This window comes from Streptomyces sp. NPDC032126 (assembly GCF_055580085.1).
Window position 1 is genome coordinate 285065 of the sequence record NZ_JBVIMA010000007.1, and the last position, 14447, is coordinate 299511.

Sequence of the window (14447 nt, forward strand, 5' to 3'; positions counted from 1 at the left end):
GCGGGTGGGGAGTTCAGGTGAGGCTGCCGCTCATCGTGAGCGTGTGCAGGAAGCGCATCAGGGTCATGAGGACGTCCCGGCTGGAGGCGCGGCGGCGGGCGTCGCACTCCATGATCGGGATCTGGGGCGCCAGGTCGAGGGCCTGGCGCAAGTCCTCGATCGGGTAACGGGGGCCGTCGGGGAAGGTGTTGACGGCCACCACGAAGGGCACCCCGCGCTCCTCCAGCCGGCCCATCACCTCGAAGCTGACTTCCAGGCGGCGGGTGTCGACCAGGACGACCGCGCCGAGGGCGCCCTCGAACAGGCCGTTCCAGAGGAACCAGAAGCGCTCCTGTCCGGGGGTGCCGAACAGGTAGAGCACGACCTTCTCCGTGATGCGGATGCGGCCGAAGTCCATGGCCACGGTGGTGGCGGTCTTGGTGTCCGAGCCGTAGTTGTCGTCGACGCCGAGACCGGCCTGGGTCATGGTCTCCTCGGTCGTCAGCGGCCTGATCTCGCTGACCGAACCGACCATGGTCGTCTTGCCGACTCCGAAGCCGCCCACGATGACGATCTTCGCCGCGGCCTGGGTGGTCTGCGGCAGATGGTCCTCGGCCCGTGGGCCGGGGATCGTGTCAGAGCCTTTGAAGTCCATGCATCACCGCTTCGAGAAGGGAACGGTCGGGGAGCTGCTGCCGCACGATCGGGGCGCGCGCCTGGACCAGGTCGGCCGCCAGCATGTCGGTGAGCAGCACGCTGACCACGCTGAACGGGAGACTGAGGTAGGCCGAGATCTCGGCCACGGACAGGGGGGCGGCGCACAGGCGCAGGACCGCCGACTGTTCCGGGGTGGCGGAGGAGGGCGGCTCGGCGCGCGCCACCATTAAGGTGACGAGGTCGAGGGGCACGCGTTCTCCGTCGCCCGAGATGACGAACAGCCGCTCGGGTTGCTTGCCGTCGCCCTCCTGCTGGCCCTGCTCGGCCGACGGGGCCTGTGGGGGCGGCGGGGGCGGTGGGGGTGACTGTTGCTTGACGGGATGGCGCCGTCGGCGTTGCGGAGGGGTCATACGGTCTGCCCGTTGTGCCGTGGGGGACTGGTCAGGTGGGAGCCGATGCGCACGACGAGGTCGCGCATATTGGCGCTCATATGGCCCGGCTCGCAGCGCACGTCGGCGAGGACCGCGAGGTACGCGTTGGCGCCGGCCGCCATGAGGTAGAAGTAGCCGCCGTTCATCTCGATGACGACGAGCTTCATGTCGCCGTCGGTGGTGGGGATCTCCTGGGCGACCGCCTGCGCGAGGCTCTGCAGTCCGGCGCACGCGGCGGCGACCCGGTCGGCGGCGTCGGGATCGCCGGCGTAGCGGGCGATGCGCAGTCCGTCAGCCGAGAGCACCACGATCATCTCGATGCCGGGAACTCCGTCGTAGAGCTCCTTGAGCAGCCAGTCGAAGTTGGCGCGCTGCTGGATCACGTGAGGTCCCCCTCGTCGTCGGCCTCGGTGCGGGCCTTGTCCTTGTCTTCGATCAGGTGCAGGTACTTCGTGGGGTTACGGGTGAAGTCGGTGGGGTCCTCAGCGGGGTTGTCCTTCCTGAGGCCCTCCCAGAAGGCGTCGACCCACAGGCCGGGCGCGGTCTCGTCCTTCTTGGGCTCGGGCTCCGGCTCGGGCTCGGTCTGCTCGGGCCGGGCCCAGGGGTCCGGCTCGCCCCGCTCGGCGCGCGCCTGGGCGCGGTACGCCTCCATGATCTGCTCGTGGACGGGGATGGCGATCTTGCTGCGGCGCTGCGGCAGCCCCTGCGGGGTCCACTCGGTCACCACGGGGACGTCGTCCTCCAGGGACATTCCCGCGGGGATGGTCGGGTTGGTGGGCCGGCGCTTCTTGGGCTTGCGCTGGGGCACGTCGACGCCGGTGTTGTCCTGGATGGGCTGCGAGGCGGCGCCGATGCCGTGGGCGTACAGGGAGGTGGCCCCGCCGGTGATCATCTCGTTGGGGATGATGAGGACGGCGCGGACGCCGCCGTAGGCCGAGGCGCGCAGAGCGATCTGCATGTTGAACGACGTGCACAGACGGCCGACGACGGCGAGGCCGAGGCGCGGGACGTCGCTGACGTCCTGGATGTCGACGCCCTCCATGGCGGCCTCCAGCATGCCCTCGGCCTTGGCGCGGCTCTCCTCGCTGAGGCTGACGCCGGCGTCCTCGATCTCGATGGCGATGCCGGTCTGCACCTCGACGGCGTTGACGTGCACCTTGCTCTCGGGCGGCGAGTAGCGGGTGGCGTTGTCGAGGAGTTCGGCGCAGGCGTGGATGACCGGCTCGACGGAGATGCCGCGGACGTTGACCTTGGCGATGGAGTCGAGCTGGATGCGGCGGTACTCCAGGATGCGGGACATGGCGCCGCGCAGCACGCTGTACAGCGGCACGGGTTGGGGCCACTGGCGGCTGGGTCGGCCGCCGCCGAGGACGCCGATGGAGTCGGCGAGGCGGCCGATCAGCGCGGTGCCGTGGTCGATGCGCAGGAGGTCGTCGAAGACCTCGGGGTTGCGGCCGTGGTCCTCCTCCATCTCCCGCAGTTCCTTGTTCTGCTGGTGGACGATGGCCTGGATCCGGCGGGCCACGCTGACGAAGGAACGCTGGCCGGAGTCGCGCAGGTCCTGCTCGTAGTCGACGATCTTCAGAAGGCGGCGGAGCAGCGCCAGCTGGGAGTCGTCGAAGTCGCGGAAGTAGGGATCCGTGGCCTGGTAGTGCCGCAGCACGTCGTCGGGGGAGCTTCCCTGGCGCAGATAGCGGACGCAGTCGGGCAGGTAGTCGTCGCAGATGCGGCGGTTGAGCGCCGCGTAGTGGGCGAGGCGATGCTCCACGTGGGCGAGGCGCTGGTCCTTGTCCGCGTCGAGCCTGCGCAGCCGGCGGCCGCGGCGCACCGCTCCGGTGACGGTGGCGAGGACCAGGACGGTGGCGACGGCTCCGCTGACGCCGACGGCGAGCTGGTTCACCACCGGCACCAGGGCGGCGGCCGCTCCGGTCGCCGCGGCCATCAGTATCGCGGGGGGCAGCAGCACGCGCGCGTAGGGAAGTTCACGGCGACCGGGTGGGGACTGAACACTCACCATGGGGGCCCTCTGTCGGAATCTGCCCGCGTCTTCGGATTCTTCGGGGAAAAGGCGGGAACACTTACGAACATCTATGGATGCATGGGGAACAAGCGCGCGAATTAGCTCAACTCGGTGCGCTGCGGGCGAGCTTAGTCCGACCGGATCATCGCTGTGTCATATTCAGCAAGCACCTGAAACCGACCGCGGGACAGGAGTACGCTCGGGCCCATTTACACGCTGGGATCTCGTTCGCACACGCTCCGTCACGGCGTGCGGGCATACGAAAAGGGTTCACGCGATCGCGTGAACCCCTTCCGGAAACGGTGACTCAGCCGCCCGCGGCGGTCACCCCACCGACGAGTAGGCGACGACTCCCCGCAGCAGCCCCTCGACGGCCTTGCGGGCGACCTTCGCCACCGTGGACCCCTCGACGGGAGCCGCCGCCGAGATCTGCCCGAGCACGTCGATCACCTGCTTGCACCAGCGCACGAAGTCGCCCGCGGGCATCTCCGCCTCGCGCAGCACCTCGTCGAGCCCCTTTCCGGAGGCCCACATGTAGGCGGCCCAGGCGAACCCCAGGTCGGGCTCGCGCTGTCCGACGCCCTCGGTCTGGTTGATGCGGAACTCCTCCTCCAGGGCGTCCAGCCGCCCCCAGATCCGCACCATCTCGCCGAGCGCCGCCTTGGCCTTCCCGGAGGGCAGCTTGGGCGCCATCGCGTCGTCGCCCACCCGCGCCTCGTACACCAACGCCGAGACGCACGCGGCCAGTTCGGCCGGGGCGAGGCCCTCCCACACGCCGGCGCGCAGACACTCGCTGGCCAGCAGATCCAGCTCGCCGTACAGGCGGGCGAGCCGCTTGCCGTGCTCGGTGACCTCGTCGCCGCGCAGATAGTCCAGCTCGGTCAGCAGCGCGACGATCCGGTCGAAGGTCCGCGCGATGGTGTTCGTGCGGCCCTCGATGCGCCGCTCCAGCTGCGAGGTGTCCCGCAGCAGCCGGTGATAGCGCTCCGCCCAACGGGCGTGGTCCTCGCGGTCGTTGCACCCGTGGCAGGGATGGGCCCGGATCGCCGTGCGCAGCCGGGCGATCTCGCGGTCGTCGGCGGCCTGGGAGCGCCGCTTGCGGTGCCGCTCCGGCGGAATGTGCCCGGCCTTGGTGCGCAGCGCGGACGCGAGGTCGCGACGGGACTGCGGGGAGCGCGGGTTGAAGGACTTCGGGATGCGCATCCGGTCCAACGGCTCGACCGGCACCGGGAAGTCGATCGACGCCAGCCGCTTGACCTGCCGCTCGGCGGTGAGGACCAGGGGGCGCGGGCCGTCGTGGTGGTCGAAGCCGCGGTGGCCGTTGGCCCGCCCGGCGGGCAGCCCCGGGTCCAGCACGAGGGCCAGTCCCGCGTACTTCCCGGTGGGCACGTGGATGACGTCGCCCGGCTTCAGCCGCTCCAGCGCGACCGCGGCCTCGGCGCGCTGCTGGGACGCGCCCTGGCGGGCCAACTCGGTCTCGCGGTCCTTCAGGTCGCGCCGAAGCCGCGCGTACTCCTCGAAGTCGCCGAGGTGGCAGGTCATGGACTCCTTGTAGCCGGCGAGCCCCTCCTCGTTGCGCTGCACCTGACGGGAGATGCCGACGACCGAGCGGTCCGCCTGGAACTGCGCGAAGGAGGTCTCCAGCAGCTCGCGCGAGCGATGCCGCCCGAACTGCTCGACCAGGTTGACCGCCATGTTGTACGACGGCTTGAAGCTGGAGCGCAGCGGGTACGTGCGCGTGCCGGCGAGGCCCGCCAGATGGTCGGGGTTCATGGCGCGCTGCCAGAGCACGACCGCGTGCCCCTCGACATCGATGCCCCGGCGGCCGGCGCGGCCCGTCAACTGGGTGTACTCGCCGGGGGTGATGTCGGCGTGCTGCTCGCCGTTCCACTTGACGAGCTTCTCCAGGACCACCGAGCGCGCGGGCATGTTGATGCCGAGCGCCAGCGTCTCGGTGGCGAACACGGCCTTGACCAGCCCGCGGACGAACAGCTCCTCGACGACCTCCTTGAACGTCGGCAGCATGCCCGCGTGATGGGCGGCGATACCTCGCTCCAGGCCCTCCAGCCACTCGTAGTACCCGAGGACGTGGAGGTCCTCCGGCGGGATGGCGGAGGTGCGCTCCTCGACCAGGGCGCGGACCTGTTCGCGGGCCTCCTCGTCGTTGAGCCGCAGGCCCGCGTACAGGCACTGCTGGACGGCGGCCTCGCAGGCGGCGCGGCTGAAGATGAAGGTGATGGCGGGCAGCAGACCCTCGGCGTCGAGCCGCTCGATGACCTCGGGGCGGCCGGGCGTCCACACCCGGGAGCGCTGGCGCCGCTCCCGCTCGCGGTCGGCCTCGCGCATGGTGCGCCCGCGTCTGCGGTCCTGGTACGAGGGCCGGCTGGCCTCCATGCGGGCCAGGCGCGTGAGGTCGGGGTTGACGGCCTTCTTGCGGCCCTCGCCCTCCTCGAACAGGTCGTACATCCGCCGCCCGGCCAGGACGTGCTGGAAGAGGGGCACCGGGCGGTGCTCGGAGACGATCACCTCGGTGTCGCCGCGGACGGTGTCGAGCCAGTCGCCGAACTCCTCGGCGTTGGACACGGTCGCCGACAGGGAGACGAGGGTGACCGACTCCGGGAGGTGGATGATGACTTCCTCCCAGACGGCGCCGCGGAAGCGGTCGGAGAGGTAGTGGACCTCGTCCATGACGACATGGCCGAGGCCGATGAGGGTCTGCGAGCCGGCGTAGAGCATGTTCCGCAGCACCTCGGTGGTCATCACGACCACCGGGGCATCGGAGTTGACGCTGTTGTCGCCGGTGAGCAGGCCCACCTTCTCGCTGCCGTAGCGTCGGCACAGGTCGGCGTACTTCTGGTTGGACAGCGCCTTGATGGGCGTCGTGTAGAAGCACTTGCGGCCCTGCTGGAGGGCGAGGTGGACGGCGAACTCGCCCACGATCGTCTTGCCCGAGCCGGTGGGCGCGGCCACGAGGACGCCCTTGCCCGCCTCAAGAGCCTGGCAGGCCTCGATCTGGAAGGGGTCGAGGCCGAAGTCGTACATCTCGCGGAAGGACGCGAGCGCGGTGGCCTGCTCGGCAGCGCGCCTGCGCGCAGCCGCGTACCGCTCGGCCGGTGAGAGGTCCTGTGTCATCGTGCTTTCGAGCGTACCGGGCCCCACTGACAACAGGACGATCATTATCCGGATCGGGCCCGCCCAAACCCGGGGTCCCCGCAGCTCACGAGCGTACGGCCGCCCCGCCGCCCGTCGGTTTCGAGCCTACGACGCGCACGGCGCCCGGTACACAGCGCGCGGTGAGTGGCAGGGGGCCCACGGGCTCGCCGTCGGCGTACCCGGTGATGCCTCGCGCCGCCAGCTCGACCTCGGCCGCCCGGTACACGGTGACCTTCGGGTGCTCGACGTGGGTGCCGCGGTACACCGTCGGAAAGACCCGCAGCAGCGTCGTACGGGAGCAGTCGCCGACGACGGTCACGTCGAAGAGTCCGTCGGCGGGGTCGGCGCCGGGGCAGATGCGCATGCCGCCGCCGTACGAGGATCCGTTGCCGACCGCGACGAGGGTGGCCTCGACCTCGATCGCGGTGCCGCCGTCCAGCCGGATCCGGTACGGGAACGGGCGGAAGGCGGCCAGTTCGGCGAGCATCGCCAGGTCGTACTTGACCCGTCCGGTGGGCCATCGCATGCGGTTGCCGCGGTCGTTGACGCGGGAGTCGAAGCCGGAGGCGAGGACGGTGCCGAACCAGTGGTCGCCGATCCGCCCGAGGTCGATGTCGCGGACGCGGGACTGCTTGAGGTCGTCGGCGAGCAGCCGTCCGGCGGCGGCCGGTTCGCGCACGGGCAGGCCGAGGGCGCGGGCGAAGTCGTTGCCGGTACCGACGGCGACCACACCGAGCGGGGTGCGGGTGCCGGCGACGGCCTGGAGGGCGAGGTTGACCAGCCCGTCCCCGCCGACGGCGACGAGGGCACCGGTGCCGTCGGTGACGGCGGCACGCGCGCGTGCGAGGGCGTCGTCGGCGTTCTCCCCGACGACGGTCCGCACCGAGAAGCCGGCGTCCCGAAAGGCGGAAGCGGCCGGCTGCGCCGCGCGGGCGCCCCGGCCGCGGCCCGCGGTGGGGTTGACGAAGAGGGTGATCTCGCTGGTCACGGAAGCGACCTTAAGAGTTTCCCGGTGATCCTCAGGTCACGTCGTCATAACCGTTGACCCGGTCCGTGCTCGACTGCTCGGGCAGGACGCTGCTCGCGGACACCGTCTCGACCTCGCCGATGTCCTCGGGGGTGAGGTCCAGCTCGGAGGCCTCGTCGTCGTCCGGGCCCAGGGCGGCGCGGCGGCTCCGGCGCCGGTCGTTGAGCAGGGAGAAGGCGACCGCGCCGAAGTACAGCACCCAGATCGGTCCGGCCAGCGCCATCATCGAGATGGGGTCGGTGCTGGGGGTGGCGACGGCGGCGAAGACGGTGATGCCGATGATCATCGCGCGCCACCAGCCGAGCATGCGCTTGCCGGTGATCGCCCCGGTCAGATTGAGCATGACCAGCAGCAGCGGCAGCTCGAAGGAGAGACCGAAGACCACGACCATGCGCGTGACGAGCTGCAGCAGATCGTCGAGCGGCAGGAGGTTGTCGACGCCCTGCGGAGTGAAGTCGATGAGCACACCCGCGGTGGTGGGCAGCATCTTGTAGGCGAAGAAGGCACCGCAGAAGAAGAGCGGCACACCGGTGCCCACGAAGGCGTAGGCGTACTTCCTCTCGTGCTTGTGCAGCCCCGGGGCGATGAACGCCCACAGCTGGTACAGCCAGACCGGCGAGGCGAACACGACGCCCGCCATCAGCGAGACCTGGAGGGCCAGCGTGAAGGGGGCGAGGAGGCCGTTGATCGTGATCCGGGCGCACTGGTCGTCGCCGGAGGACTTCGCCAGCTCCTCGAAGCTTTCCTTGCAGCCGACCGAGTCGAGGATCGGCTTCGTGAGGAAGTTGATGATGTCGTTGTAGAAGAAGGCGGCGACGATCGTCACGACGACGATGGCCAGGATCGCCTTCGCGAGCCGGTTGCGGAGCTCACGAAGGTGTTCCGCGAGGGGCATCCGCCCCTCGGGATCCTTCTCCTTCTTGCGGGCAGGCTTGAGCAACCCACGATCCCATCTCGTGCGGCGGGCCGGAGGTCACCGGCCCTGCGTCAGCGCTTGGTGGTGTCCGTCGGCTCGGTGACCGGGCGGGAGCTGGTCACGTCGCCGGGGGCGGCCTGGATCGTGCGCTGCGCCGGGGGCTGCTCGCCGGTGTTCGGCGGGTCGGCGGGAGCGGGGGTGCTGCCCTCTTCCTTCATCGCCTTGGCCTCGCTCTTCAGGATGCGAGCGGACTTGCCGAGCGATCGCGCCATGTCCGGAAGCTTCTTGGCACCGAACAGGAGGATGATGACGACGAGGATCAGAATGATCTCGGTAGGTCCGAGCCGTCCCATAAGTTTTACCTTCTCACCGAGGCGGGCGGGTGGGGATGCTGTCCGGCCGGTCGGACATGTGTCCGAACGATCGGTTCGACAGCGATCGTAACGCTCGGGGGTGAACGTCAGGCAATCCCCGTGCGTTCTCCCGGTCAAGCGATCCAGGCCTCGTGTTCCGGACCGCGATCAGCAGCGTACCTGCCGCCGGGACCGGCGCGGGAGGGCGAAGCCGCCCAATTCGCCTGTCCCGCACGACTCACAGAGCCATCGCAGCAGCGCTCACAGCGAGTCCACGGCGCGCGCCGTGCTCACGGCGGCCCGCTCCAGGTCCTCGGCGGCTCTGTTGATCCGGGCCGCGGAGTCCGCGACCTGCCGCCCGAGCCGGCGCGCCTCCAGGAAGACCCGCACGGCGAGCACCCCGAGGACGGCGAGTCCGACGAATCCCATGGCTACCGCGAACATCGGCCAGAACATGCCGCTGAGCCTAGCCCGTGTCAGGGGGTGGACCGCAGCCGCAGGGTCCTGACGCCGCCGCGGGTGAGGAGCTCCACGATCCGCTCCCCCGCCGGCTTGCGTACGGCCGCGCCGCAGTCGGGGCAGGTGAAGGAGTAGAAGGTGGTGCGGCTGGTGGCGCCGATGGCCAGGCGCAGGGCGCCCGCGGCGAGCTCGAAGTGGCCCCGGCAGTCCGGGCAGCCCGCCTTGAACACGACCGGGACCACGCTGCGCATCCCGGCGAACGCGGTCGCCACGGACATGCCCCGTCCCCCGGACCCCGTCGACTCGCTCACAGCCCCTGCTCCCGTCCGTCGAAATGCCGGTCCGTCGACATGCCTGTCCCGCGGCCCGCCGGTCCCCCGGCACCGGTCCGGCCGACCGCCCGTCACGCCTCCGCCTCGATCCCGTCGTAAGCCGCGAGCGCCTCGCGCGCGGCCCGGCGGGCGCTGTCGGCGAGGTCCTGCGGGGCGACGATCCGGCCGTCGCGGCCGAGCCGCAGGGCCAGGCGTCTGAGCGAGGCGGGGTCGGGCGTGCGCAAAGCAATACGCAGGCCGCCGTCCGGAAGCTCATCCGCGCTGTCGTGCGGGTAGTACTCGGCGACCCAGCGGCCCCCGGGCCCGACCTCGACCACGACCTCCGGGTCCTCCGCGGCCGGCTGCACCAGCCCCTCCGACAGGTCCCGCAGCTCGACCTCCGGCGGCGCGGACGGCTCGTCGAGGATCCTGATCTCGGCGACCCGGTCGAGGCGGAAGGTGCGGCGCGCCTCGGAGCGGCGGCACCAGGCCTCCACATAGGTGTGGCCGACGCTGACCAGGCGGATGGGGTCGATCTCGCGCTCGGTGAGCTCGTCGCGCGCGGGCGAGTAGTAGCGGATCCACAGGCGGCGCCGCTCGGAGATGGCGCGGTCGACGTCGGCGAAGACACCGCCCTCCGACTCGAACGTCACGGACAGCCGGGAGCTGGCGCCCGCCGCCTCGCCGGCCGCGGTCTCCACCTTGGCGGTCGCCCGCAGCAGCGCCTGCCGGTCGCTCTCGCGCAGCCCCGGCAGGGTCGCCACCGCGCGGGCGGCCACCAGCAGGGCGGTCGCCTCGTCGGCGGCGAGCCGCAGCGGCTCGGCGGCCTCCGCGCCGAGCGCGGCCGGGTTGTGCCACCAGATGCGCTCGCCGTCGGTGTCGATGTCGAGGAGATCGCCGCCCCGGAAGCTGGTGCCGCACATGGGCAGCACATCGAGGTCCGAGACCAGCTCGTCCTCAGTGATCCCGAAGGCCCGGGCGACATCCTCGATGCGCGCCCCGGGGCGCTCCCGCAGATACGTCACCAGCGAGAGCATCCGCCGGGTCTGGTCGATGGCGTTGACGGGCCTGACCGGTTTGCCTGCCACTGTGCGCTCGCTCCCCCTCAGCCCTTGGCCACGGCCCGCAGCCGGTCCACGACGTCCGCCCGCAGCTCGGCGGGCTCCAGGACCACCACGTCCGGCCCGAACTCCACCAGCCAGGCGTCCAGCCCGTGCCCGTACGGAATCTCCAACTCGTCCCAGCCGTCCCCGAGTTCCCGTACGGAGGTGGCTCTCGCCCGCAAGGGGTACCCGGCGTCGGCGCGCAGCCGGATCCGCGCGCTGCGGTCGGCGGTCTCCCCCGCCCAGCTCGCGACGGTCTCGCGGACGGTGACGACGTCGGGGACGGGGGCGGTGAAGCGGCCGCCGCGCGAGCGCACCTTGCCGGTGATCCGGGACAGCCGGAAGACGCGCTCGGCGCCCCGGTCTCGGTCGAAGCCCGCCAGGTACCAGTGGCCGCGCCAGCACTCCAGGGCCCAGGGCTCGACGTGCCGGGGCTCGGGGTGGGCGGCGGTCGCCTTGCGGTAGTCGAAGACGACGGGGCGGCGGTCGCGGCAGGCCAGCATCAGCGGCTCGAACGCCACCTCGTGCACGGGGATGCGGGGCTCCAGCGCGCCATGCGCCTCGTACGGGTCGACGTCCTCGGGGAGACCGGCCGCGCGCAGCTTCTGCAGGGCGCCGCTGGCCGCGCCGGCGAGCCGGGCCTGCTGCCACACCTTGGCGGCGAGGCCGAGGGCGGCGGCCTCCTCGGCGTCCAGGGTGATCGGGGGGAGCCGGTTGCTGTCGCGGCGGGCGAGATAGCCGACCTCGCCGTCGAGGCTCTCCACGGTCTCGATGACCAGGCCGAGCTCACGCAGGTCGTCCTTGTCGCGCTCGAACATGCGGTTGAAGGAGTCGTCGGAGCCGGGACCCCCGCCGAAGGCCTCGACATACGCCTCGATGGATTCGCGCAGCTCGCGCTTGCTGAGCGGCCGCCGCGTCCCCAGCAGACACAGCGCCAGGTTCATCAGCCGCTCGGCCTTGGCAATGGCCATCGACGCGCTTCGCCTCCCTATGGTGCTTACGAACGATGACCGTACCGCCCCGTGGTGGCGGGGCAAAAGCCGAGGGCCCATGCCCGGACAGGCATGGACCCCAGATGATCGGCTCCGGTCGGATCCGGCTCAGACCGCGATCAGGTCCACGACGAAGATCAGCGTCTCGCCGGGCTTGATCGCCGGAGTCGGGCTCTGGTTGCCGTAGGCGAGGTGCGCCGGGATGGTCAGCTGGCGACGGCCGCCGACCTTCATGCCCTGCACACCCTGGTCCCAGCCCTTGATGACGCGGCCGCCACCGAGCGGGAACGTGAACGGCGTACCGCGGTTCCAGCTGGCGTCGAACTCCTCGCCGGTGCTGAAGGCGACACCCACGTAGTGGACGGTGACGGTCTGACCCGCCGTCGCCACCTCGCCGTCGCCCTCCCAGATGTCCTTGATCTCAAGGTCCGCGGGGGCCTCGCCCTCGGGGAAGTCGATCTCGGGCTTGTCGATGCTCACGTCTCTAGCTCCTGCTGATGGTCGAAATAGGCGACACGCACAGTCTTACATCCGGCGGCGATCACAGCTTCGCGAGGATGTCCACGGTGAACACCATCACGGAGTCCTTCTCGATGCCGCTGCCGCTCGGCGGGTTGTCGCCGTACCCCAGGTCCGGCGGCACGACGATGAGGACCCGGCTGCCCACCTTCTTGCCGGTCAGGCCCTGCGCCCAGCCCTTCACGACCTGCCCGAGACCGAAGGAGGTCAGCGTCTTGCGCGCGTACGTGGAGTCGAACTCCTTGCCCGTGTTCCAGACGACGCCCTTGTACTGCACGAGCACGGAGCTGTCGGCCGCCAGCGGTTCGCCGTCGCCCTCGATGATGTAGTTCGCCACCAGCTTCTTCGGCGGGTCGGCCTTGGGGACCTCGATGGAGGGTGCCTTGCCGTCGGTGTTCGTGCCGATCTTGGGCAGGTCCGCGTCGTCCTGGGGGACGTCCTTGCCCTTGGCGGAGCTGGTGACCGGGTAGGTGCCCTGGACGTCGACGACGAACACCAGGGTGTCGGTGCCCTTGATGCCCGCCTGGGAGTTGCCCCCCGTGCCGTAACCCCACGTCGGCGGGACGGCGAACAGGACCCGGCTGCCGGTCTTCTTGCCGGCCAGCGCATAGCGCCAGCCGTCGATGATGCTGCCCTGGGAGAGCTGGATGGCCAGCGCGGTCTTGCGGTCGTAGGAGTTGTCGAAGACCTTGGCGGTGTCCCAGATCTGGCCGAGGTAGTGGGCCACCACGAAGTCGTTCTCCGCGACCGTGCGACCGCCGCCCGTGATGACCGTCTTCACCGCGAGCTGGTCGGACGGCTTGCCGGTGCCCTTGGCGACGGTCGGCTTCTCGCCGAACTTCGTGCCCGCGGTGATCGCCGGCAGCGGGCCGTCGACGATCTTCGGCGCCGGAGCCGCCGAGGGGGCCGCGGCGGAGGCGGAGGGCGACGTGCTGTCGCTCGCCTCGCTGGAGTCGGACTTGTCGTCGCCGCAGCCGGCGAGCGTGACCAGTCCTGCGGGTACGGCGGCGAGGATGAGGGAGCGTCGGCGCACGGTGGGGGCCTCGTAATCGGTCGATCTTGATGATGGCGTGCGCGCAACTCTACGGCGTGAGAAGGGCGCCGTACGGGTAACGTACGGCGCCCGTGTTGCGTTCCGGACCCTCGTCCGGACGCTGTGCTCACATTCCGGCGATCAGCTTCTCCACCCGGTCGTCCACCGAACGGAACGGGTCCTTGCACAACACCGTGCGCTGCGCCTGGTCGTTGAGCTTGAGGTGGACCCAGTCGACGGTGAAGTCACGGCGCTGCTCCTGGGCCCTGCGGATGAAGTCGCCGCGCAGCCGGGCCCGAGTGGTCTGCGGCGGAACCGACTTGCCCTCGAAGATCTTCAAGTCGTCGCAGACGCGGGCGGCTTGACCCTTCTTCTCCAGCAGGTAGTACAGGCCACGACGGCGGTGGATGTCGTGGTAGGCGAGGTCTATCTGCGCCACGCGCGGGTGCGACATGGTCATGTTGTGCTTGGCCCGGTACCGCTCGATGAGCTTGTACTTGATCACCCAGTCGATCTCGGTGCCGATCCGGTCGAGGTCCTCGGCCTCGATCGCGTCCAGCGTGCGGCCCCACAGCTCCAGGACCTGCTCGACGGTGCCGGTACGGATGCCGCGGCGCTCGCAGAAGTCCACGGCCTTCTCGTAGTACTCGCGCTGCACCTCCAGCGCTGAGGCCTCGCGGCCGCTGGCCAGGCGCACCTTGCGCCGGCCGGTGATGTCGTGGCTCACCTCGCGGATCGCCCGGATGGGGTTCTCCAGGGTGAGGTCGCGCATCACGGTGCCCGCCTCGATCATGCGCAGCACCAGGTCGGTGGCGCCGACCTTGAGCAGCATGGTCGTCTCGGACATGTTCGAGTCGCCCACGATGACGTGCAGGCGGCGGTAGCGCTCGGCGTCGGCGTGCGGCTCGTCGCGGGTGTTGATGATGGGACGGGAGCGGGTGGTCGCCGAGGAGACGCCCTCCCAGATGTGCTCGGCCCGCTGGCTGACGCAGTACACGGCCCCGCGCGGGGTCTGCAGCACCTTGCCGGCGCCGCAGAGCAGCTGCCGGGTCACCAGGAAGGGGATGAGGATGTCCGCGAGCCGGGAGAACTCCCCATGGCGGGCCACCAGGTAGTTCTCGTGGCAGCCGTAGGAGTTGCCGGCCGAGTCGGTGTTGTTCTTGAAGAGGTAGACGTCGCCCGCGATTCCCTCCTCGTGCAGGCGGCGTTCCGCGTCGACCAGCAGTCCTTCGAGAATGCGCTCGCCGGCCTTGTCGTGGGTGACCAGTTCGGTCACGTTGTCACATTCGGGTGTCGCGTATTCCGGATGCGAGCCCACATCGAGATAGAGGCGGGCGCCGTTGCGCAGAAACACATTGCTGCTGCGGCCCCATGACACGACACGGCGGAAGAGGTACCGCGCCACCTCGTCAGGCGACAGGCGGCGCTGTCCCCTGAACGTGCACGTGACGCCGTACTCGTTCTCCAGCCCGAAAATGCGGCGGTCCATGAGTG

Annotated in this window: 15 protein-coding genes; all 15 read right to left on the minus strand. The window is 70.4% G+C overall.

Features of this window, described 5'->3' with window-relative positions; all coding sequences use genetic code 11:
• Nucleotides 1–13: 13 nt before the first annotated feature.
• The gene (locus ACZ5NW_RS26520; RefSeq protein ID WP_468746421.1) at nt 14–634 is read right to left on the minus strand and encodes a GTP-binding protein; all 621 of its coding nucleotides are present in this window, start codon (nt 632–634) and stop codon (nt 14–16) included.
• Nucleotides 615–1046 carry a DUF742 domain-containing protein gene (locus ACZ5NW_RS26525; RefSeq protein ID WP_468746422.1) on the minus strand — a complete coding sequence of 144 codons (432 nt, stop codon included), beginning with the start codon at nt 1044–1046 and terminating at the stop codon, nt 615–617. The genes ACZ5NW_RS26520 and ACZ5NW_RS26525 overlap by 20 nt, the downstream gene beginning before the upstream one ends.
• Nucleotides 1043–1450, minus strand: a complete 408-nt coding sequence (locus tag ACZ5NW_RS26530) for a roadblock/LC7 domain-containing protein (protein WP_468746423.1) — start codon at nt 1448–1450, stop codon at nt 1043–1045. The genes ACZ5NW_RS26525 and ACZ5NW_RS26530 overlap by 4 nt, the downstream gene beginning before the upstream one ends.
• Entirely contained in the window at nt 1447–3084 is a 1638-nt protein-coding gene (locus ACZ5NW_RS26535) for an ATP-binding protein (protein WP_468746424.1), read from the minus strand. Before ACZ5NW_RS26535 ends, ACZ5NW_RS26530 begins: the two co-directional genes overlap by 4 nt.
• Nucleotides 3085–3411: 327 nt before the next feature.
• Complete coding sequence (locus ACZ5NW_RS26540) at nt 3412–6264, minus strand: DEAD/DEAH box helicase (RefSeq protein WP_468746425.1); 2853 nt, start codon at nt 6262–6264, stop codon at nt 3412–3414.
• A 40-nt stretch (nt 6265–6304) separates the two neighbouring features.
• Nucleotides 6305–7228 (minus strand): diacylglycerol kinase, encoded by a 924-nt coding sequence (locus ACZ5NW_RS26545; protein ID WP_468746426.1) that lies wholly within the window; start codon nt 7226–7228, stop codon nt 6305–6307.
• A 31-nt stretch (nt 7229–7259) separates the two neighbouring features.
• Nucleotides 7260–8207, minus strand: a complete 948-nt coding sequence (tatC, locus tag ACZ5NW_RS26550; RefSeq protein WP_468746427.1) for a twin-arginine translocase subunit TatC — start codon at nt 8205–8207, stop codon at nt 7260–7262.
• A gap of 47 nt (nt 8208–8254) precedes the next feature.
• Nucleotides 8255–8536 carry a Sec-independent protein translocase subunit TatA gene (gene tatA, locus ACZ5NW_RS26555; protein ID WP_468746428.1) on the minus strand — a complete coding sequence of 94 codons (282 nt, stop codon included), beginning with the start codon at nt 8534–8536 and terminating at the stop codon, nt 8255–8257.
• Nucleotides 8537–8797: 261 nt separating this feature from the next.
• Complete coding sequence (locus ACZ5NW_RS26560; RefSeq protein WP_468746429.1) at nt 8798–8992, minus strand: hypothetical protein; 195 nt, start codon at nt 8990–8992, stop codon at nt 8798–8800.
• Nucleotides 8993–9012: 20 nt separating this feature from the next.
• Entirely contained in the window at nt 9013–9273 is a 261-nt protein-coding gene (locus tag ACZ5NW_RS26565; RefSeq protein ID WP_468746430.1) for a hypothetical protein, read from the minus strand.
• Nucleotides 9274–9398: 125 nt separating this feature from the next.
• Nucleotides 9399–10394 carry a helix-turn-helix transcriptional regulator gene (locus ACZ5NW_RS26570; RefSeq protein ID WP_468746431.1) on the minus strand — a complete coding sequence of 332 codons (996 nt, stop codon included), beginning with the start codon at nt 10392–10394 and terminating at the stop codon, nt 9399–9401.
• Nucleotides 10395–10411: 17 nt separating this feature from the next.
• A complete protein-coding gene (locus ACZ5NW_RS26575) occupies nt 10412–11380 on the minus strand; it encodes a helix-turn-helix transcriptional regulator (RefSeq protein ID WP_468746432.1) in 969 nt (322 codons plus the stop codon).
• A 129-nt stretch (nt 11381–11509) separates the two neighbouring features.
• Nucleotides 11510–11881, minus strand: coding sequence for an FKBP-type peptidyl-prolyl cis-trans isomerase (locus ACZ5NW_RS26580; protein ID WP_468746433.1), 372 nt, complete (start codon nt 11879–11881; stop codon nt 11510–11512).
• Nucleotides 11882–11942: 61 nt separating this feature from the next.
• Nucleotides 11943–12953 (minus strand): FKBP-type peptidyl-prolyl cis-trans isomerase, encoded by a 1011-nt coding sequence (locus tag ACZ5NW_RS26585; RefSeq protein ID WP_468746434.1) that lies wholly within the window; start codon nt 12951–12953, stop codon nt 11943–11945.
• 127 nt (nt 12954–13080) lie between these two features.
• Complete coding sequence (gene pafA, locus ACZ5NW_RS26590) at nt 13081–14442, minus strand: Pup--protein ligase (RefSeq protein ID WP_468746435.1); 1362 nt, start codon at nt 14440–14442, stop codon at nt 13081–13083.
• Between the last annotated feature and the right edge of the window lie 5 nt (nt 14443–14447).

Coding starts and splice junctions, on each gene's coding strand:
- tatA (WP_468746428.1), bottom strand. CDS start 8,536: ATGGGACGGCTCGGACCTACCGAGATCATTCTGATCCTCGTCGTCATC.
- ACZ5NW_RS26540 (WP_468746425.1), bottom strand. CDS start 6,264: ATGATCGTCCTGTTGTCAGTGGGGCCCGGTACGCTCGAAAGCACGATG.
- ACZ5NW_RS26575 (WP_468746432.1), bottom strand. CDS start 11,380: ATGGCCATTGCCAAGGCCGAGCGGCTGATGAACCTGGCGCTGTGTCTG.
- ACZ5NW_RS26525 (WP_468746422.1), bottom strand. CDS start 1,046: ATGACCCCTCCGCAACGCCGACGGCGCCATCCCGTCAAGCAACAGTCA.
- pafA (WP_468746435.1), bottom strand. CDS start 14,442: ATGGACCGCCGCATTTTCGGGCTGGAGAACGAGTACGGCGTCACGTGC.
- ACZ5NW_RS26565 (WP_468746430.1), bottom strand. CDS start 9,273: ATGTCCGTGGCGACCGCGTTCGCCGGGATGCGCAGCGTGGTCCCGGTC.
- ACZ5NW_RS26535 (WP_468746424.1), bottom strand. CDS start 3,084: ATGGTGAGTGTTCAGTCCCCACCCGGTCGCCGTGAACTTCCCTACGCG.
- ACZ5NW_RS26560 (WP_468746429.1), bottom strand. CDS start 8,992: ATGTTCTGGCCGATGTTCGCGGTAGCCATGGGATTCGTCGGACTCGCC.
- ACZ5NW_RS26520 (WP_468746421.1), bottom strand. CDS start 634: ATGGACTTCAAAGGCTCTGACACGATCCCCGGCCCACGGGCCGAGGAC.